At 63.4% G+C, this 19,656-nt stretch carries 19 protein-coding genes; 7 read left to right on the top strand and 12 right to left on the bottom strand.

The features are described 5' to 3' along the window. The 4 genes from BN1133_RS20485 to BN1133_RS14885 form a co-directional block, all read left to right on the top strand. Window positions 1-259, top strand: a 259-nt coding sequence (locus BN1133_RS20485; RefSeq protein WP_231686280.1) for a hypothetical protein, incomplete at its 5' end; no start/stop codon positions are given. Window positions 260-464: 205 nt separating this feature from the next. Next, window positions 465-1,163: a hypothetical protein gene (locus tag BN1133_RS14895; protein ID WP_050667280.1), complete on the top strand. Its 699-nt coding sequence runs from the start codon at window positions 465-467 to the stop codon at window positions 1,161-1,163. A gap of 23 nt (window positions 1,164-1,186) precedes the next feature. Then, the gene (locus tag BN1133_RS14890; RefSeq protein WP_050667279.1) at window positions 1,187-1,633 is read left to right on the top strand and encodes a VOC family protein; all 447 of its coding nucleotides are present in this window, start codon (window positions 1,187-1,189) and stop codon (window positions 1,631-1,633) included. A gap of 81 nt (window positions 1,634-1,714) precedes the next feature. Next, window positions 1,715-2,731, top strand: coding sequence for an FAD:protein FMN transferase (locus tag BN1133_RS14885; RefSeq protein ID WP_050667278.1), 1,017 nt, complete (start codon window positions 1,715-1,717; stop codon window positions 2,729-2,731). On the opposite strand, the gene BN1133_RS14880 is transcribed toward BN1133_RS14885, so the two are convergent. The 3 genes from BN1133_RS14880 to BN1133_RS14870 all read right to left on the bottom strand — a co-directional run bounded on the left by BN1133_RS14880 (window position 2,667) and on the right by BN1133_RS14870 (window position 5,745). After that, complete coding sequence (locus tag BN1133_RS14880; RefSeq protein WP_050667277.1) at window positions 2,667-3,143, bottom strand: ribosomal maturation YjgA family protein; 477 nt, start codon at window positions 3,141-3,143, stop codon at window positions 2,667-2,669. The two genes, BN1133_RS14885 and BN1133_RS14880, sit on opposite strands and share 65 nt — an antisense overlap. Before the next feature lie 127 nt (window positions 3,144-3,270). Beyond that, window positions 3,271-4,482, bottom strand: a complete 1,212-nt coding sequence (locus BN1133_RS14875; protein ID WP_050667276.1) for a NupC/NupG family nucleoside CNT transporter — start codon at window positions 4,480-4,482, stop codon at window positions 3,271-3,273. Window positions 4,483-4,827: 345 nt separating this feature from the next. Continuing rightward, entirely contained in the window at window positions 4,828-5,745 is a 918-nt protein-coding gene (locus BN1133_RS14870; RefSeq protein WP_050667275.1) for an isochorismatase family protein, read from the bottom strand. 83 nt (window positions 5,746-5,828) lie between these two features. Between BN1133_RS14870 and BN1133_RS14865 the strand changes: the two genes are divergently transcribed. Then, window positions 5,829-6,731, top strand: coding sequence for a LysR family transcriptional regulator (locus BN1133_RS14865; RefSeq protein ID WP_050667274.1), 903 nt, complete (start codon window positions 5,829-5,831; stop codon window positions 6,729-6,731). On the opposite strand, the gene BN1133_RS14860 is transcribed toward BN1133_RS14865, so the two are convergent. After that, window positions 6,728-7,714 (bottom strand): M48 family metallopeptidase, encoded by a 987-nt coding sequence (locus BN1133_RS14860; protein WP_050667273.1) that lies wholly within the window; start codon window positions 7,712-7,714, stop codon window positions 6,728-6,730. The genes BN1133_RS14865 and BN1133_RS14860 overlap by 4 nt on opposite strands. Window positions 7,715-7,716: 2 nt before the next feature. Further along, entirely contained in the window at window positions 7,717-8,883 is a 1,167-nt protein-coding gene (locus BN1133_RS14855; protein WP_050667272.1) for a YjgN family protein, read from the bottom strand. Window positions 8,884-9,056: 173 nt separating this feature from the next. Between BN1133_RS14855 and BN1133_RS14850 the strand changes: the two genes are divergently transcribed. After that, window positions 9,057-10,208, top strand: coding sequence for a YdcF family protein (locus BN1133_RS14850; protein WP_050667271.1), 1,152 nt, complete (start codon window positions 9,057-9,059; stop codon window positions 10,206-10,208). Between the two features lie 52 nt (window positions 10,209-10,260). Here BN1133_RS14850 and BN1133_RS14845 read toward each other — a convergent pair whose 3' ends face one another. After that, a complete protein-coding gene (locus BN1133_RS14845) occupies window positions 10,261-10,632 on the bottom strand; it encodes a DUF805 domain-containing protein (RefSeq protein ID WP_050667270.1) in 372 nt (123 codons plus the stop codon). A 257-nt stretch (window positions 10,633-10,889) separates the two neighbouring features. Between BN1133_RS14845 and BN1133_RS14840 the strand changes: the two genes are divergently transcribed. Further along, window positions 10,890-12,809: an NAD(P)-binding protein gene (locus BN1133_RS14840; RefSeq protein WP_050667269.1), complete on the top strand. Its 1,920-nt coding sequence runs from the start codon at window positions 10,890-10,892 to the stop codon at window positions 12,807-12,809. A gap of 78 nt (window positions 12,810-12,887) precedes the next feature. On the opposite strand, the gene BN1133_RS14835 is transcribed toward BN1133_RS14840, so the two are convergent. The 6 genes from BN1133_RS14835 to cyoA all read right to left on the bottom strand — a co-directional run bounded on the left by BN1133_RS14835 (window position 12,888) and on the right by cyoA (window position 19,236). After that, window positions 12,888-14,261, bottom strand: a complete 1,374-nt coding sequence (locus tag BN1133_RS14835) for an MFS transporter (RefSeq protein WP_050667268.1) — start codon at window positions 14,259-14,261, stop codon at window positions 12,888-12,890. A gap of 116 nt (window positions 14,262-14,377) precedes the next feature. Continuing rightward, the gene (gene cyoE, locus BN1133_RS14830; protein ID WP_050667267.1) at window positions 14,378-15,271 is read right to left on the bottom strand and encodes a heme o synthase; all 894 of its coding nucleotides are present in this window, start codon (window positions 15,269-15,271) and stop codon (window positions 14,378-14,380) included. A 5-nt stretch (window positions 15,272-15,276) separates the two neighbouring features. Continuing rightward, complete coding sequence (locus tag BN1133_RS14825; protein WP_050667266.1) at window positions 15,277-15,606, bottom strand: cytochrome o ubiquinol oxidase subunit IV; 330 nt, start codon at window positions 15,604-15,606, stop codon at window positions 15,277-15,279. After that, entirely contained in the window at window positions 15,607-16,218 is a 612-nt protein-coding gene (locus BN1133_RS14820) for a cytochrome o ubiquinol oxidase subunit III (RefSeq protein WP_050667265.1), read from the bottom strand. Window positions 16,219-16,222: 4 nt separating this feature from the next. Then, entirely contained in the window at window positions 16,223-18,199 is a 1,977-nt protein-coding gene (gene cyoB, locus BN1133_RS14815; protein WP_050667264.1) for a cytochrome o ubiquinol oxidase subunit I, read from the bottom strand. Continuing rightward, complete coding sequence (gene cyoA / locus BN1133_RS14810; protein ID WP_330218682.1) at window positions 18,199-19,236, bottom strand: cytochrome o ubiquinol oxidase subunit II; 1,038 nt, start codon at window positions 19,234-19,236, stop codon at window positions 18,199-18,201. Before cyoA ends, cyoB begins: the two co-directional genes overlap by 1 nt. Window positions 19,237-19,656 lie beyond the last annotated feature (420 nt).

Raw genomic sequence — 19,656 nt, 5'->3', positions numbered from 1 at the left:
CGAAGGAGAGCGAATCGGCGGGGTTGGCCTTTCTTTTGGTGACTTTTCTTTGGCCACGCAAAGAAAAGTCACTCGCCACAGCCCGAAGGGCAGGCGAAACCCCTTCGAGGAGGAACTCCTCGCGTCCCATGCGGCGCAGCCGCATCAAAGGGCTTGCCATAGGCAAGGAGCTTGGCTGAGCTCCTCCAAATGGGCGGGCGAAATCCCCATGCGGCGCAGCCGCATCAAAGGGCTTGCCATAGGCAAGGAGCTTGGCTGAGCTCCTCCAGAAGGGCGGGCAAAAACCCTATGCGGCATAGCCGCATCAAGCCGCTCGCCACAGGCAAGGAGCTTGGCTGAGCGCCTCCAAATGGGCGGGCGAAACCCCTATGCGGCATAGCCGCATCAAGCCGCTCGCCACAGGCCAGAAGCTTGACCAAGCGCCTCCCCCGGGGGGAGCCCCCAACCACAACGAGGCATATCCCATGACCCTATCGACACAGGATCTGACCCAAACCCGGCGCTGGTTATCCCAGGCGCAGCGCGAGGGGGTAAGCCGGATCATCACGGCCAGCTTTAGCGGCGTGGCACCCGAGGCCTACTTGCAGAAGTATTTCGATGGCCCGGATGCCTTCGAGCGCAAGCTGCGTCTCTACTTCGACGGGCCGGATCTGGTGGGTTATTGCCTGCTCACCTTCAGCGACGAGGAGGAGGTGACGGTGATCCGCGCCTCGGCGGGCTTCCTGCCGGCCTATCGCAACGGGGGCAATACCTTCGCCTTCTCCCTGTGGGAGAGCGTCAAGGGATGGCTGCGCCGTCCCTGGCGCCGGATCTACTACGCCGATACCATGCTAAGCCCGGCCATGTACCGCGCCATGGCCAGACGCACCGGCATCATCTGGCCGCACCCCGAGCACAGCGGCTCGCGCGAGCTCTTCGAGCGCTTCAACCCCGGGGGGGAGATAAGCGAGACGACCGGGCTGCGCTGTCTGGTGCGGGTCGGGCGCGCCAGCCACTACACCCAGGAAGAGCTCGCCTCCCTGGCCGCCAGCGACAAGCCCGACATCCAGTACTACCGCACCCTCAATCCCGGCTTTAACCAGGGGATGGCCCTGTTTGTGATCATTCCGGTGCACCTGGGGCAGCTCATTCGCACCCTGCTCAAGCAACTGAGGGTAAGATAGGGCGTTTCCTGAGTGAGTGGCATATGACAACAGAGATACAACAGCAGATAGGGTGCATCGCCCTGGTGGTGGATGACTACGATGAGGCCATCGCCTTCTATACCCGGCAACTCGGCTTCACCCTGATTGAGGATAGCGATCTGGGCGGCGGGAAACGCTGGGTGCTGGTCTCGCCCCCCAACTCGAACGGCACGCACCTGCTGCTGGCCAGGGCCAGTGGCCCCAAGCAGCGGCAGTGTGTCGGCAACCAGAGCGGTGGCCGGGTCTTTCTCTTCTTGCAGACCAATGATTTTTGGCGAGATTACGAGGCGATGAAGGCGCGAGGCGTGCACTTTTGCGAGACGCCGCGCGTGGAGGAGTATGGCACCGTAGTGGTGTTTGAGGATCTCTATGGCAACCGCTGGGACCTGCTGCAGCGTGGTCACGCCGGGCCATCGCCGGCATCGCCCTTCCCTGACACGCCAATCTAACCCAAGGGGGATTAATTCCTCCTCTCCCACTTCCCCCGCATCCCGGTTTACCCTGTCGTCCCTTGCGTATCCGAGATCATCATGTTTCGCACCCTGTTACTGATCCTGCCCCTGATCCTGCTGCAGGCCTGCCAGCCCAAGCCCGAGATGACCCGTATCGAGGGACGCACCATGGGCACCTTCTATGCAGTCACCCTGGCCGATCCCTTCCCGGGCGGAGAGCGCGCCCTGCAGCGCCGGGTCGACGCCCTGCTGCTTGAGATAAACCGGGAGATCTCCACCTACGACCCCGACTCGGTCATCTCCCGCTTCAACCGCGCCCAAGATACCCGGCCCCACCCCATCCCCGAGCGGATGGCCAAGATAGTGGCGCAGGGAATCGAGGCGGGAGAGCGCACCCGGGGTCAGCTGGATGTGACCGTGGGCCCCCTGGTCAACCTGTGGGGCTTTGGCCCGGACAAGCGCCCCAACAAGACGCCCGACGAGCAGGCGATCGCCGCCGCCCGGGAGCGGGTGGGCATCGACAAGCTGGAGCAAAGCCGTGGCAGTGACGGCCAGCCCCTGCTGGCCAAGCGTCGGCCCGATCTCTATCTGGATCTCTCGACCCTGGGCGAGGGGGCGGGCTCTGATGCCATCGCCGAGCTGCTCGAGCAGGCCGGGGTGCACAACTATCTGATAGAGATCGCCGGCGCGGTGCGAAGCCGGGGCCACAACCCCAAGGGCAAGCCGTGGCGGGTCGCCATCGTCGACCCTTCCGATCAACCGGGTGCCTTCCAGGCCGTGGTCACCCCCAAGGGGATGGCGGTCAGCACCGCGGGCAGCTATCGCAACTACTACGAGCGCGACGGGGTGCGTTACTCCCACATCATAGATCCGGTGACCGGCCACCCCATCCGCCACAAGCTGGTCTCGGCCACCGTTATCCTGCCCAGCGCCCTCGAGGCCGATGCCTACGACACGGCCCTGATGGTGATGGGGCCAGAGAAGGCCATGGCCTATGCCAGGGACCACCGGCTGGCCGCGTTTCTGGTAATCAAGACGCCTCAGGGCTTTGCGTCTCGCCACACCCCGGAGTTTGACCCTTACCTGGCCAAGTGATCCCGGGCCCCTCGGGCTGCCCCGGCCCGTCAGGGCGACGCAAGGCGTGGCTGCCGAACAGGGCGGCCAGGGCCGCCCCCAGGGTGTAGGCCAGCAGATCGAGGGGATCGAAGTGGTTGCCGATGGCGACCCTGAGCCAGTGAGCCTGGATCCCGAGCCGGTCCACCAGATGCAGCCCCTGGGCCCCCTCCACCACGAAGCAAAAACCCAGCACCCAGAGGGCCAGTCGGCGCGGCTCGCGGCGCACCATAAGCCCGGCGCCACTAAAGAGCACCAGCACTATGGTCACATCGCCAAGAAAGCCGCGCCAGAAGGGCCCCCTGGCGTAGAGGGCGATCAGCACGACCGCCAGAGCGGTGAGGATAAAGACGGCAAGCAGCCGCGGGCGTGACATGGAGGTGGCAGGTGACATCGGGTTCTCCTTGAATTGTGGCGCCACCCTAACCCCCGACTGTGTGGGGAGTGTGAAGCCGCCTCGGCTAGTTGCAAAAAAGCCCCGTCCCGCTTGCGGCGAGACGGGGCTTCATTTTTTCAGGGCATTAGCCCAGGGTGGCGAAGAGCCCCGCCAGGGTGGCACTCATCAGGTTGGCCAGGGTGGCGGCCAGCACGGCACGCAGGCCCAGGCTCGCCACGTCGTGACGACGCTCCGGGGCCATGGTGCCGATGGAGCCAAGCTGCACCGCAATCGACCCCAGGTTGGCAAAGCCGCACAGGGCGAAGGTGACGATGATCTGGGTGTGGGCGCTGAGCTCCTGCTTGATGTTGGCAAAGTCCAGATAGGCGACGAACTCGTTCATGATCACCTTCTGACCGATGAGCGAGCCGGCCGCCATCATCTCGCTCTTGGGTACGCCGATGAGCCAGGCCACGGGGGCAAACAGATAGCCCAGCAGCTGCTGCAACGAGAGATTGCTCCAGCCAAACCACTCACCCACCGTGGTGAGGCCGGCGTTGATCATGGTGATGGCGCTGACGAAGGCGAGCAGGATGGTGCCGATGGCCACGGCGATCTTCATGCCGCTCAGGGCGCCGCCCGCCAGGGCGTCGATGGCGTTGCTGTACTCGCTCTTGTCGAGGGTGATGGCCACCTGCTCGCTCACCTGCTGCTGCTCGGGCACCAGGAGCTTGGCCATCAAGAGCCCACCGGGCGCGGCCATGAAGGAGGCGGCGATGAGGTATTTGAGCTCCACCCCCAGACCGGCGTAGCCGCCCAGCACCGAGCCGGCCACCGAGGCCATGCCGCAGGTCATCACGGCAAACAGCTCGGAGCGGGTCATGCTGGCGAGGAAGGGGCGAATGAGCAGGGGGGACTCACCCTGGGAGAGGAAGATGTTGCCGGTGGCCACCAGGGACTCGGCGCGGCTGGTGCCGAGCAGGCGGTGAATGCCGCCCCCCAGCACCCGGATCACCCACTGCATGATGCCGAAGTGATAGAGCACGGCGATGAGCGCGCTGATGAAGATGACCAGCGGCAGCACCCGCACGGCGAAGATAAAGCCGCCGGTGGCCAGATCGCCAAACACGAAGCGAATGCCGCTGTCGGCGAAGCCGAGCAGGGCGGAGACGCCATGGCTCATGGCGCCGAGCAGCACCTGACCGGGGGGGAAATAGAGCACCAGGGCGGCAAAGCCGGTCTGCAGGGCGAGGGCCCCCAGCACGGTGCGCCAACGGATAGCACGACGGTTTTCACTGGCCAGCCAGGCGATAAACATCAGGGCCAGCATGCCCACCAGACTCAACAATACAGTCATCTTGCACCTATGAAGCAAAGCGTTGCGGTGCAGGGGTGGTGGAGCAAAGGTCGCAGGAGGGGAGTCATCGCACAGGATCCGACCCACTGCGACACATGAACCACCAAACCTGCGGTTCAGTGGCGGGTCCCATCCTGGGGTCATTCACATCCGGGTGACGGCATGTATCGGGTGGCGCCAAAGCGGACCGACAGTGAGGGCGGGTCACGGCTCTGGCAGGCCGGGCGGCGATGGTACAGTGATCCTCATCACATAAAAAGCGGTAAAACGATTGACGGGGACGAAATATTTTCGTCCCCGTCCCGTTAACCCGCTACAGAGGCAGGATGGCGCGAAACACGCCCCTCACCCCGGCACCGTCTCCAGCAGTTGCTGCGTCTCGACCACCTCGGCAAAACCGAAGCCGAGGGTCTGGGCCGTCACCGCACACACCTGGGTCGCCGACACCCCGACCAGTTCCGGGGCGGCGATGGCATCGCTCACCAGGGTACAGGCGTAACCGGACTCGGCCAGGGCGCGCACCACCCCCTCTACGCAGAGATGAGCCATGGCACCGGCCACCACCAGCTTCTCGATGCCCAGGGTGAGCAGGGTCTGGGCCAGCTCGGTGCCGATCAGGGCGTTGATCCCCCGTTTGATCACCCGCACCTCACCCGATTGCGGGGTGAGCCAGGGATGGATCTCGGCCCCCTCGCTCCCCTCCTCGAAGAAGGGAGCCTGGCCGGCGGCGAAGAGATGCTGGATGTGGATCACCGGCCACTGCTGCTGACGAAAGTGCTGCAACAGGCGGCGGGTTTGCCCCATGGCCTCTTCTATGCCCACCAGAGGGAAGCGCCCCTCGGGCAGATAGTCATTTTGCATGTCGACGATAAGCAGGGCCTGGCGATGGGCGGGCACCTTATCGAAGCGGGCCAGCACGGTGAAATCATCCTCGGCCAGACGCCAGCTGCCTTGCTCGCGCACCCAGAGCTCCTTGCTGATGACACCGGCCGCCAGATTCATGGACCAGTTTGCCGAGAGCAGGGCGTGGTCGTCGTCGATAAAGTGCAGACGCACGTCCCGATAGACCAGCTCACCCAGGCCCATGGCCACCAGCCCCTCCCAGAAGCGGGCGATCGCCTCACGACCGGCAAACTGGCCGAAGGGGGCGGCCACCAGGGTCGCCTCGGCCGTATAGGCGGCAGCGCAGGCCCGGGCGTCGCCGCGGTTGAAGTGGGCGATCCAGGCCTGGCTGGCTGACATGACTTCCTGATAACGACTCATTTTCTCTCTCCTGATGGGGATTTATGGGAGAGCGCATCTTATTTAAACTTTCTTCATGGATAATCGACGCAAAATTGAAAACAATGTTCAGCCAGAGTGAACAACGCCAACTTCCCTATCGCATGATGGTGTTTCACGAGGTGGTGCGCCTGGGCTCGTTTACGGCGGCGGCGGAGCACCTTGGCCACACCAAGTCGGCCATCAGCGCCTACATAAGCCAGCTCGAGTCTCTGCTCGGGGTGCGACTGCTCAACCGCTCGACCCGGCGCCTGCATCTGACCGAGGCGGGCACCCTGTTTGCACGCCGCTGCGCCGCCATGGCCCTGCAGCAGGAGCAGGCGCTGCTGGAGCTGGGAGCCCTCAGTGAGGAGCCCGCCGGACGGCTTGCCATCACGGCCCCCCACCTGTTTGCTACCCTGCTGCTGCCGGCGGCCATCGCCGAGTTGTGCCATCGCTACCCGGGCCTTGCCCCCGAGCTGGTGCTCAGCGACGAGCGCCTCGATCCCCTCGAGCACAAGTTGGACCTCGCCCTCTCGGTTGGCGCCCTGCCCGACAGCAGTTATCACGCCCTCCCCCTCGGCACCCTCTCCTTCCTGCTGGTCGCCGCACCGGACTATCTGCAGCGCCATCCCATCCGCCAGCCGGAGGATCTGCTGGGGGCCACCCTGATACGGCTGCCATGGCAGAGTCACTGGCAACGGGGAGAGGAGCGGACCCCGCTGCAGGCGGGACGTGAGCTGAGGGTCAACACCAGCGCCGCCGCCCTGGGATGTGCCCGGGCCGGAGCCGGACTGGCCCTGCTCTCGGCGGCCTCGGTGGCCGACGATCTGGCCCGGGGGGAGCTGGTCCACCTGCTTCCCGAGTGGCATGGGGGGATGACCCCCGTCTATGCCGTGCACGGTTATGGCGGTCAGCTTCCTCTGGTGCTGCGCACCCTCACCGAGCTGCTGCGCGAGGCGATCGCCCGGTTACCGGGTGGCCGTTAGGGAGCGGCGCCGGCCGCCGCGATCCGCTCGGCCATGCTCGGGTGTGTGCTGAGCCAGCGCGCTCCCTGCTCCTTACCCAGCCGCCTGAGCAGCGTCGCCAGAGCCTCACTGGATCCATGGCGCGCCACCAGCTGGCGAATGGCATAGCCGTCGGCTGCACGCTCCAGATCCCGTGAGTAGCCCAGATCCATCAAGACCCAGGAGAGGCTGGCCAGCGAGTCGGCGGCGCCGCTCACGTTCCCCACCACCAGGGTGGCGATCACCCCCCAGAGGCCGGCGCTCACCAGCCGGGTCATCCCGTGTCTGTAGTGATGATGGCCCAACTCGTGGAGCCAGAGAGCCTCCATCTCGGCCTCATTGTCGACCCGCTTGACCATGGCATCGCTCATCACCAGGCGACCATCGGGCAGGATAAAGGCGATGGACTCATTCATATGATGAAACGTCAGGCGCGGGGCTGGCCTTGGCAGGGCCAGGGTGGCACTCAAGGCCGCGAATCGTGCCTGCAACTGCGCCTGCTGCGTCTTGTGGAGTCGGCTCGGCTGAAGCTGGTGACTCTTGAGCAGGGCCTGATAACCCCGCTCCCCCACCTCGCTCATCAGGGCGGGAGGCAGCAACCGGACCAGGGCACCACTGACAGAGGGGAGTGCCAGGAGCTTGAAACCCAGCAGCACCACCACGACAAGCGCCAGGGCCAACAGGGAGCCCCGTTGCTCCCAGCGGGCCAACCGGCCGCGGCCATGGTGAGCCTCGAGCAGGCGGGCCATCAGGGCCCCGTCCCTTGGCACGAAGCACCAGCCATGGGGGTCGGTCAGGGTGCGCGGCACGCTCCCCAGCGCCTCACCGACCACCACCTCATCGAGGTGCCCCCGGTAACAATAACCAAACGAGTCCAACTGCAGGGTGCCATCCCCCTCGACCCGTAACCGGGCCGGATGGCGCACAGACTCACCGGGGGGCAGCAGATGACCCGGGATCTCCATGGTCAGATCAGCCCCAGATCGAGATCCAGGGCCTCGACCATCTCGTCCCCGATGGGCGAGTTGGCCACCGCCCCTGTATCACGGGCCAGCAGCGCCAGCTCCCCCTCGACCCGAGTACAGCCGAGCTGGTAGCGGGCGGTGCGGACCATGACCCAGGGACGCAATATGCCCACCGAGCAGACCAACAGCAGGGTGTTGCTCACCAGCAGAGCGCCATAGCCCGGCAGGGTCATGGCGCTCTTGAAGGCGATCCCCTCCCCGAGCCGGGCCTGGTTGAAGAGGTAGTTGCGCAGCGTCACATGCTGATAAAGCCAGCAGAGGGCTCCCGCGACCAGGCTCCCCACATAGATCACCATGAAGACGCCGACGAAGAGATTGTTCTTCACGTCCCCCCCTTTGAGGAGACCCAGATCCGTGAGGTCGGCATAGCCATAACCCAGCAGATAGACCAGCAGCAGGCCCCCCAGTGTGGCGAGCCAGATGAGGGCACTGATCCCCATCACCTGCAGATAGACCCTCATGGAGAGGTCGACGTCGAAGGCGTGCTCCCCGTAGCGCAATCCCCGGATGGAGTAGAGCGCAGAGCCGCGCATCATCCAGGCAAGACCGGCCCCGTAGGCAAGGATAATCGCCGCCGACCCCAGGATGGTCGCCCCGAGAGACTCGAGCTCTATCATCATGAGCACCACAGACGAGGCCGGGAAGATGAGCAGGGCCAGCATCAGGGGACGCCCCAGCGCGACCCAATAGATCCCCTTCAGGGAGCCGACAAAATCGAAGCGCACGCCGCGAAAACGGGTCACCCGACAGTTGAACCGCAGGCTGGCGCGCAGGAGCAAGGGAGTGAGGAGTGCCGTGAGCGCCCAGACGGCGATGGCGGTGGCATTGGAGAGGTGGTAGAGCGCGCCGGTGACCACCACGTAGAGCAGGGCGATGATCCGGCCCTTGAGAATGCGCAGTGGCTCGGCCAGGTATTCGAAACGATCCCCGTCGAGCTCGGTACAGCCATAGAAGTAGCGGTGAGTACGCACCTTGGCCCAGGCCGAGTAGATACCGAGGGTCACCAGGCTGAGCAGGAGATTCACCACCCAGATCTTGAAGAACTCCTCTGCGGTACCGTGAAAGAGAACGGGATGCGACGGCATCTCCCTGACGGCCCTGTCTGCCATTAACCTGCTCCTGAATAGGTTTATAACCAATTGAAAAACTGGAATTTAATCAAAATACCCGCCCCTGTCACAGGGGCAATCCCCCCTCTCCCCCCATTTGGGTTGACGCACCGCTCACGGTTTTTCGGGTCTCAAACTGGTAGGCTGGCCGTTTACGACAAGGAGACACGCAGATGAAACCCACCCTGCTGGCACTGACCCTGGGGCTCTTGCTCGCCTCACCCCTGCTGCCCGCCGCCGGGGCGCCTGCCCCGAGTGCCGCCGTCCCGAGCCAAGCCCTGTCAGCCGCCCCCGAGGCCAGCCTGCAACAGGCGAGCGACCTCAACGCTCTGGTGAGCAAGCGCCAGGCGGTAGAGATGTTGCTGACCGAGGCGCTGCAGATCTTCCACTCCCCGGCACGGATCTCCCACGCCGGCTTCACCGCCAAGATGCCGAGCAACATGGAGCTGATCACCGATCGCCTGCTCGACGCCTATCGGCTCGAGCCCTACCGCACCGACTTGCTCATCTCTGCCGCCAACGCCCAGATCTACAATGGCCAGCTGGAGCGGGCCATCGGCTTGCTCGAGCAGGCCAGGGCCGCGGCGCCGGACGATCTCGACATCAACAGCTACCTGGCCATCTGGCAACTGGTAAAGGGTGACCAGGAGGCATCGCGCCGCTATCTCGCCCAGGTTGCCAACCTCAACAGCGGCCGGGCGGCGGATCTCGAGGGGATCATCGCCCGGGTGCAGCGCATCAGCACCACCCCCTTGCAGACGGCGCTGACCCGGGATCAGATCGCCGCCGCCCGGGAGAAACGCCGCGCCATCGTCACCCTGGGCTATGCCCTCAATCCGGACGGCTCCATGGACGCGATCCTGAAGGGACGCCTCGAGACCACCCTGGCCCTGGCCAAGGCCGACCCCGAGGCGCTCATCGTGCTCACCGGCGGCGTCCCCCAGAACCGTCAGACCGAGGGCAAGCTGATGGCCGACTGGCTGGCCGGGCGTGGCATCGACCGCAGCCGCCTTATCGAGGAGAACTATGCCACCAGCACGGTGGAAAACGCCCTCTACAGCGCCTATGCCCTGGCCCGCCACCGCATCGGCTACGCCGTGCTGGTCAGCTCGGCGAGCCATGTGCGCCGGGGCCAGACCCTGCTCGAGATCGCCAGCAAGCAGAGCGGCCCGGCCAATATCCAGGTGGTGAGCGTGAGCTACCCGGACAAGCCGCTCTCCGAGCTCGCCACCGTGAGCCAGGGCGAACTGCTCGGCATCTACCGGGATGCCCTGCGCACCTATGGTCTGTGGAGCTACCGCTCGGCCCCCCTGCTCGAGCGCTGATCCTTATGCAAAAGCCCGCCAGGTGGCGGGCTCTGTCTATCCGGAACGGGGATTACTCCAGGCTCAACGTGGTCGCCTTGGGATCGTCACCGAAGCGGTTGGGACCGGCAGTACCGGCACTCACCTGGAAATAGAGCAGGACGAGGGGGCCGACCAGGGGGATGAGGGAGATGAGCAGCCACCAGCCGCTGCGGTCCACGTCGTGCAGGCGGCGCACGTTGACGGCCAGGGCAGGCAGGCAGACCGCCAGCGGGTAGATGAAGGTCACCATGGCCGCCACCTCGGGGCTCCCTACCATGGCCATGACCATGAAGAGCGCCGCGATGACGACGAGGTTGATAAGCGTAAACATCCAGAACTCTTTGCGACGAGCCCGACCGCGAAAGACGGCGTACTGCTTAAGAACAGAAAGATACCATTTCATTTATTTATCCCGTTTTTTATATGTATCAATAGGTTATATTGCCTTGAACGGCGAACGGACCCTATCACAGCGAAGCATTCGGGTCCATACCCGAACGGGGTCTCAGAGGCATCTGGCCCCAGAGTCGCAACAAGTGACAACCAACTCAAAACAGAGTGCCAACAAGTCGTTAATCAAAGCAGTGGACTCGGTACGGCGCCGGGGTTAGATTCTGCGCCCTGTTCGCAGGGGCCCGGCCCCTTCCCACTGGAGTGCTCATGAGCATCACACGCCGAGACTTTCTCAACGGCGTCGCCATCACCATCGCATCTGGCGTCGCCCCCCTTCAGCTGCTGAGCGCCGCCAGCGGCGGCAATACCCTGGCCCACCGGACGCTGGCCTATCCCCCGGCTCTCACCGGCCTGCGCGGCAATCATCCCGGCTCCTTCGAGACGGCCCACCGCATCACCCGGGAGGGTAAGCAGTACGATTTTGCTCACCTCCCCGTCGAGGAGGAGTACGATCTGGTGATCGTCGGTGCCGGGATCAGCGGCCTGGCCGCCGCCTGCTTCTATCGCCAGGCACTCGGGGAGGGGCAAAAGATCCTGCTGCTCGATAACCATGACGACTTCGGCGGCCACGCCAAGCGCAACGAGTTCATCACCCCCGATGGCCTGCGCATCGGCTATGGGGGGAGCGAGTCCCTGCAATCGCCCCGCTCCGTCTACAGCGAGGTGGCGCTCGGGTTGCTCAAGCATCTCAACGTCGATATCGACGAGCTGGCCCAGGGGTTCAGGCAGACCTTCTACCCGGATCTTGGCCTCAGCCGCGGGGTCTTCTTCGACCAGAAGCACTTCGGGGTCAACAAGGTGGTGGCCGGCGACCCGGGCCGCAGCGTGGCCGACGAGATACCGCGCGATCGCCTCAACGGCCGGCCACTGGCCGAGTTCATCGGCGACTTCCCCCTCGATGAGGCCGACCGTGCGGCCCTGTTGGCCCTGCATGAGGAGCGCCGCGACTACCTCCCCGGCATGAGCCGGACGCAGAAGGAGGCGTGGCTGGCGCGTCACAGCTACAGCACCTTCCTGCGCGACAAGGTGGGGCTGAGCGAGCGTGCGATCGCTTACTTTCAGCAGCGCACCGACGACTTTCAGGCCATCGGCATCGACGCCACCTCCTGCTCCGATGCTCGCCTGTGTGCCCTGCCGGGCTTTGGTGGCATGGATCTCTCCCCCCTCGACCCCGAGGCCCAGGCCGAGCTCGACGACCCCTACATCTTCCACTTCCCGGACGGCAACGCCAGCCTGGCCCGTCTGATGGTGCGCCACCTCATCCCGGGCGTGGCCCCGGGTCACACCATGCAGGATCTGGTGCTGGCCAGGTTTGACTACGACCGGCTCGACCGGCCCGAGCAGGCGGTGCGGCTGCGCCTGGGCAGTACGGCCCTGCAGGCAAAAAACGTGCACACTCCCACAGGCCAAGGGGTGGAGATCACCTATATCAAGGCGGATAAGCTGCACCGGGTGCGCGCCCGACAGGCCATCATGGCAGGCTACAACATGATGATCCCCCATCTGCTGCCCGAGATGCCAGCGCCCCAAAAGGAGGCGCTGCGCCAGAACGTCAAGGCCCCCCTGGTCTACAGCAAGGTGGTGATCCGCCACTGGCACCCCTTCATCAAGCTGGGGGTCCACGAGATCTATTCCCCGGCGGCCCCCTATAGCCGGGTCAAGCTCGACTATCCGGTCGACCTCGGCGGTTATGGGCATGCCAGGCGCCCGGATCAGCCGGTCTGCCTGCATATGGTCTATGTGCCGACCCAGGCGGGGAGTGGCCTGTCGGCCCGCGAGCAGGCCCGCATCGGGCGCGCCCAACTGCTCGGCATGCCGTTCGAGCAACACGAGCAGATGATCAGGGAGCAGCTTCAGGCCATGCTGGGAGAGGCCGGCTTCGACCATGAGCAGGACATTCTCGCCATCACGGTCAACCGCTGGGCTCACGGCTACGCCTATGCGGGCAACTCCCTGTTTGACGACGAGGATCAGTCCGAGCGCTGGATAGAGCAGGCCCGCCAACCGGTTGGCCAGGTTGCCATCGCCAACTCGGACGCAGGCTGGAGCCCCTATGCGCACGCCGCCATCGACGAGGCATGGCGGGCGGTCAAGGAGCTGGTCGCCATGAAAACCGGGCAGCGGTGAACCACTCCTCCCCGGCACGGTGCCATCCCCGGGCGGGGGTGGCACCATGAAGACGGGCCTCCCGATGGAGGCCCGTTTTTATTGATGCGGCGAGAAGGTGACGAGCCGTTCGAGATCGCTGCGGCTGACCCGCTTGGTGTCGACCTTCACATAGAGGGAGTGCTCCTCCGGGGCCAGCAAGACATCGCTCACCCCCTCGCAGGCGCGGATGTGTCGCTCCAGCGCCTGGTTGGCGCTCACTCCCTCGGGCAGCACGATGCGCAGGCTGCTCACATAGGGGGGCTCACTCATGGTCAGGCTCAGGGCGAACCAGGCCAGCGCCAGGGCGGCGCAGCCGGCGAACACCAGGGTCGCCCCGCCATGACCATAGAGGGCACCGCCCAGGCTGCCGCCCATCGCCACCCCGATAAACTGGCTGGTGGAGTAGACCCCCATGGCGGTCCCCTTGTAGCCGGGGGGCGACTCCTTGCTGATGAGCGACGGCAACAGGGCCTCCATCAGGTTGAAGGCGACGAAGAAGAGTTGCAGGCCGGCGAGCAGCCCCCACAGCTGCTGACCGCTTTGCCACAGCACCAGCTCTGCCCCCAGCATCACCAGCACGCAGGCCTGAAATACCCGCCTCATCTGACGACGCTTCTCGGCATAGATGATAAAGGGCACCACGCCGACAAAGGCGATAGCCATGGTCGCGAGGTAGGCCTGCCACTGGTTTTCACGCGCCAGCCCCGCCTCTACCAGCAGCGGAGGCAGGGCCACGAAGCTCGCCATCAGCAGGGTATGCACGCAGAGGATCCCGGCGTTGAGCTTGAGCAGGCGCCCATTGGTGAGCACGGTGCGAAAGCCGCCGCGCACCATGGCGGATTCGCGGTTGAGCAGGTGCGCCGCCGGGGTGGGCACGACCCACAGCACCATGACGATGGCGGCCAGGGCCAGCAGCGCGATGAGCCAGAACAGGCCACTGAGCCCGACCGCCCGGGTGATGAGGGGGCCGGTCACCATGGCCACGGCGAAGGTGAGGCCAAAACTCACCCCGATAAAGGCCATCGCCTTGGTGCGATTCTGTTCGCGGGTGAGATCCGACAAGAGCGCCATGACGGCGGCCGAGATGGCGCCGCTGCCCTGCAGGGCCCGCCCGGCGATAACCCCCCAGATAGAGTGAGCGCTCGCTGCCAGCACGCTGCCGGCGGCGAAGAGCAGCAGGCCCCCGACGATGAGGGGCTTTCTGCCGATGCGATCCGAGAGCAGGCCAAAGGGGATCTGCAACAAAGCCTGGGTCATGCCATAGACGCCGATGGCCAGCCCGATGAGGGGTTCGGAGGCGCCGGCCAGCGTCATGCCATAGGTGGTCAGCACCGGCAGCACCATAAACATGCCCAGCATGCGCAAGGAGAAGACGGTGCCGAGCGCCCAGGTGGCGCGCCGCTCACCGCGGGTCATGGTGAAATCGTTCATAACGGCCTCTTTGCTTGGAATTCACGCGCCGGGCGCGTCGGAAAATGGACCGGGGGAGGACCCCAGAGACAGCAGAGCCGGGAAAGTCCCGGCTCTGAATTCTACGCCATATGCACTCAGGGCAACATGCTTACCAGCACAGGCGCCGCCTCGGGCTGGAAGTCCACCGACATCATCACACTCAGACAGGTGATGGTGACGATCGAGAAGAGGAACAACTTGCGCGCCCAGAGGGAGTCATCCACCGCCGGCTTGTAACCCGACAGGGCCATTCCCAGCCACCAGACACTCACGGCACCGGCGACGATAAGGTACTTGTAGCCGGCGTAGCCGCCCAAGAACAACATCAAGGTCGGCACCATAAAGGCCAGGATGTAGAGGATGATATGGCGCTTGGCCACGACAATCCCCTTCACCACCGGCAGCACAGGGATGTTGGCCGCCTGGTAATCCTTGAGACGGAAGATGGCAATCGCATAGGAGTGGGGCATCTGCCACAGGCTGAAGATCGCCAGCAGGATAAGCGCCCCGGAGTCGAACTGGCCGCTCACGGCGCAATAGCCGATGACCGGCGGCGCGGCGCCGGAGAGGCTGCCGACCAGGGTGCCATAGACCGAGTGGCGCTTCATGTAGAGGCTGTAGACCCCCACATAGACGATGAAGCCCAGCACCGCCAACAGGGCGGCCAACGGATTGGCCGCGAAGTAGAGCAGTGCAATCCCCGCAAGGCCCAGCGCCGTGGCGTACCAGAGGGTGACCCCGGGGGCGATCAACCCCCGCACCAGCACCCGGTTCTTGGTCCGCTCCATGATGCGGTCGATGTCCCGATCGATGTAGTTGTTGAACACACAGCCGGAGGCGACCACCAGGGAGACCCCCCCCATGGTCAGGAGGAAGAGAGGCAGATCCAGGCTCCCTCTGGAGGCGAGCAGGAAGCCACCGATAACCGAGATGAGGTTACCGAAGATGATGCCCGGCTTGGTCACTTGCAGGTACTGCTTCATCATCACCGGCCTCAGTGAACCATCATGTTGATGTTGAGGTTGTACATGATCCACAGGGATCCCACGACCACGATGGCGATGATGATCACCGTAAACACCAGGGCGGTCAGGTTCCAGCGCTCCTCGGACGAGGTGTTCATGTGCAGGAAGTAGACCAGGTGCACGAAGATCTGCACCACCGCCAGTCCCACCACGGTCAGCAGGGTGGTCTGGTGGGAGAAGCCCCCGTCCATCACCATCCAGAACGGAATACCGGTGAGGATCAGCGACAGCACGAAGCCGATCAGGTAGGAGTTGGCAGAGCCGTGGCTGGCGCCGTGATTGTCGACAGAATGACTCATTTACATTGCCCCCATCAGGTAGACCACGGTGAAGACGCAGATCCACACCACATCGAGGAAGTGCCAGAACAGGCTCAGGCACATCAGGCGAGTACGGTTGCGCTCGGTCAGCCCCTTCCTGGCCACCAGGATCATCATGACGACGATCCAGACAAGGCCGCTGGTCACGTGGATACCGTGGGTACCGACCAGGGTAAAGAAGGCGGAGAGGAAGGCGCTGCGATCGGGACCGAAGCCCTCGGCGATCAGGTGATGGAACTCGTAGATCTCCATCGCGATAAAGCCGGCACCGAACAGGAAGGTGATGAACAGCCAGGTATTGACCACCGTCACCTTGTTCTTGTTCATGGCCAGCATGGCGAAGCCGAAGGTGATCGAGCTTAGCAACAGCAACATGGTCTCGCCGAGCACGAAGGGCAGCTCGAAGAGATCCTTGCCGCTCGGACCGCCAGCGGTACCGTTAACCAGGACTGCATAGGTTGCAAACAGGCATGCAAACAGGATGCAGTCACTCATCAGGTAGATCCAGAAACCGAACACCTTGGTGGCGCCGGCATCATGGTGCCCATCCTCGTGGGCACCGTGAGTGTGATGTAAAACGTCAGTCGCCATGGAGTTAAGCCACCTTGTTGATGTTGGCAAAATGGTGCGCCTCGATGCGCTCGATCTCGTCCACCTGGACGTAGTAGTCCACGTCGTCGTTGAAGCTGTGGGCAATCCAGGTCGCGATCATGCCGACGAAGCCCAGCCCCGCCATCCACCAGATATGCCAGATCATGGCAAAGCCGAAGAGAACGCTGAAGGCGGCGATGATGACCCCGGCGCCGGTGTTCTTGGGCATGTGGATCGGTGCGTACCTGGCCGGCTGCCTGAAGGCGCTGCCGTCTTCCTTGGCATCCCAGAAGGCATCCAGACCCTTCACCTTCGGCTCGATGGCGAAGTTGTAGAAGGGGGGCGGAGAGGAAGTGGACCACTCCAGGGTACGGCCCCCCCAGGGGTCGCCGGTCCAGTCGCGGTTCTTCTCGCGGTCGCGGATGCTGACCACGAGCTGGATCACCTGGCACAGCACGCCGATGGCGATGAGGGCGGCGCCGACGGCGGCCACCACCAGCCAGGGGTGGAACTCAGGGTCAATCTGCTGGCTGACGCGACGGGTCATGCCCATGAAGCCCAGCACGTAGAGGGGCATAAAGGCCACGAAGAAGCCGACGATCCAGAACCAGAAGGAGCGCTTGCCCCAGGTGTCATTGAGCTTGAAGCCGAACGCCTTGGGGAACCAGTAGGTGATACCGGCGAAGCAACCGAACACCACGCCACCGATGATGACGTTGTGGAAGTGGGCTATCAAAAACAGGCTGTTGTGCAGCACGAAGTTGGCGGCCGGCACCGAGAGCAGCACCCCGGTCATGCCACCGATGGAGAAGGTGATGATGAAGCCGACGGTCCAGAGCATGGGCGAGGTGAACTCGATGCGACCACGGTACATGGTGAACAGCCAGTTGAAGATCTTCACCCCGGTCGGGATGGAGATGATCATGGTGGTGATGCCGAAGAAGGCATTCACGTTGGCCCCGGAGCCCATGGTGAAGAAGTGGTGCAGCCACACGATAAAGGAGAGCACGGTAATGGCGACGGTCGCCCACACCAGGGAGGTGTAACCGAACAGCTTCTTCTTGCAGAAGGTGGCCACCACTTCGGAGAAGATACCGAACACCGGCAGCACCAAGATGTACACCTCGGGGTGACCCCAGGCCCAGATCAGGTTGATGTACATCATCATGTTGCCACCCATGTCATTGGTAAAGAAATGGGTACCCAGATAACGGTCTGCGGTGAGCAGGGCGATGGTGACGGTGAGGATCGGGAAGGAGGCGATGATCAGCACGTTGGCACACAGGGCGGTCCAGGTGAAGACCGGCAGACGCATCATGGTCATGCCCGGGGCGCGCATCTTGATGATGGTGGCGAAGAAGTTCACCCCGGTCAGCAGGGTGCCCAGACCCGATATCTGCAGACTCCAGATCCAGTAATCGACCCCGACCCCGGGGCTGAACTCCAGTCCCGACAGGGGCGGATAGGCCAGCCAGCCGGTCTGGGCGAATTCACCGACCCCGAGGGAGACGTTGATCAGCACCACGGCGGCGGCGGTGAACCAGAAGCTCAGGTTGTTCAGGAAGGGGAAGGCCACGTCGCGGGCACCGATCTGCAGCGGCACGACGATGTTCATCAGACCGATCACCAGCGGCATGGCCACGAAGAAGATCATGATGACACCGTGGGCGGTGAAGATCTGGTCGTAGTGGTGTGGCGGCAGAATGCCGTCGCCGCCGGCAGAGGCCATCACCTGCTGGGTGCGCATCATCACCGCATCGGCGAAGCCGCGGATGAGCATGATCATGCCGAGGATGAGGTACATGATCCCGAGGCGCTTGTGGTCCACCGAAGTGAGCCACTCTTTCCACAGATATTGCCACTTGCCGTAGTAGGTGATGAGCCCGGTGATGGCCAGACCGCCCAGCAGGATGCAGGCGATGGTGACCATGATGATAGGCTCATGAAACGGGATGGCGTCGAGGGTTAATTTTCCAAACATCAGTGAGTACCCGCTGTCACAGTCTTGTCGGCCGGCAGGTGGCCGCTGTGGCCAGCCTGCTCCTCATGGTGCATGGGCGCGTCGTGCGCCATGCCTTCGTGATTCATGCCTTCATGATTCATGGGGGCCTTGGCATCGTCGTGATGCATGCCTTCATGATTCATGGGGGCCTTGGCTCCGTCGTGATTCATGCCTTCATGACTCATTGCGGCGTGCTCACCATGCTTCATGTCGCCCATAAACTTGTTGATCAGGTTGACGAACAGTTGGGGATCGGCGCTGGAGTAGTACTCCACCGGATGGTACTGGGTCGGCTTGGCGAGTTCATCGTACTGGGCCATGGTGGTGAGTTGCCTGGGCGAGCCCTTGACCTTGGCGACCCAGGCGTCGAAGGCGGCCTGGTCCGGGGTGGCGATGGCCTTGAACTTCATGCCCGAGAAGCCGGCGCCGCTGTAGCTGCCGGAGATCCCCTTGTACTCGCCCGGTTCGTTGGCGATGAGGTGCAGCTTGGTCTGCATGCCGGCCATGGCGTAGATCTGGCCACCCAGTTGCGGGATGAAGAAGGAGTTCATCACAGTGCCCGAGGTGACGCGGAAGTTGACCGGGGTGTTGGCCGGGAAAGCCAGCTCGTTGACGGTAGCGATGCCAAGATCCGGATAGACGAACAGCCACTTCCAGTCCAGAGAGACCACATCGACCCTGACCGGTTTCACCGCCGAGTCGAGGGGCTTGTAGGGATCCAGCTCGTGAGCCGTCTTCCAGGTAATGGTCGCCAGGATGACGATGATGATGACCGGAATGGTCCAGACGACCGCTTCGATTTTATTGGAGTGGGCCCAGTTGGGGGCATAGGTGGCCCCGGTGTTGGCGGCCCGATACTTGCGGGCGAAGGCGACGGTCATGATGATGACAGGAATCACCACGATGAGCATCAGCATCAGGGCGGTCAGGATCAGGGATTTCTGCTCCACACCGATCTGCCCTTTGGGGTTCATCAAGGCCATGTCACAACCGCTGAGCAGCAGGCTCAATGGCACTCCCAGCAAGGCTGCACACCCTCTTATCAGCCGAGAAGGTCTCATACTGCGTCCTCTAATACGAAAGGGGTAAAGGTATCGATAAAATGCATTATTCTATTGCAATGCCCCATCCCGTTAACAACGCGAAAAATTAATCGCAACAAGGCGCCTCAATTTATTCAAGCGACCTACCGTGCCGCTTGATATATCGCCTCAACAGGATTAATTATTTCGAACAACAAAACCCCAGAAAGGCTGTTTTCTGTCCGATCACGCGAAAAAAAGCCCGATAAAACCATATGAAAATTGATGCCATTCAAGGATTTTCATTCAACATTCAGAAAGCACCTCCCGACGACACCCAACAACAAGGCCCAATGGAGTCACAAATTAATCACAATAAACAATCTCGGATTGGATAAAATAACGACAGCGCGC

The organism is Aeromonas schubertii (genome assembly GCF_000820105.1).
GTDB classification, from domain to species: domain Bacteria; phylum Pseudomonadota; class Gammaproteobacteria; order Enterobacterales; family Aeromonadaceae; genus Aeromonas; species Aeromonas schubertii.
The sequence above is the reverse complement of the archived record's forward strand: the minus strand, read 5'-3'. Positions and strand labels throughout refer to the sequence as shown.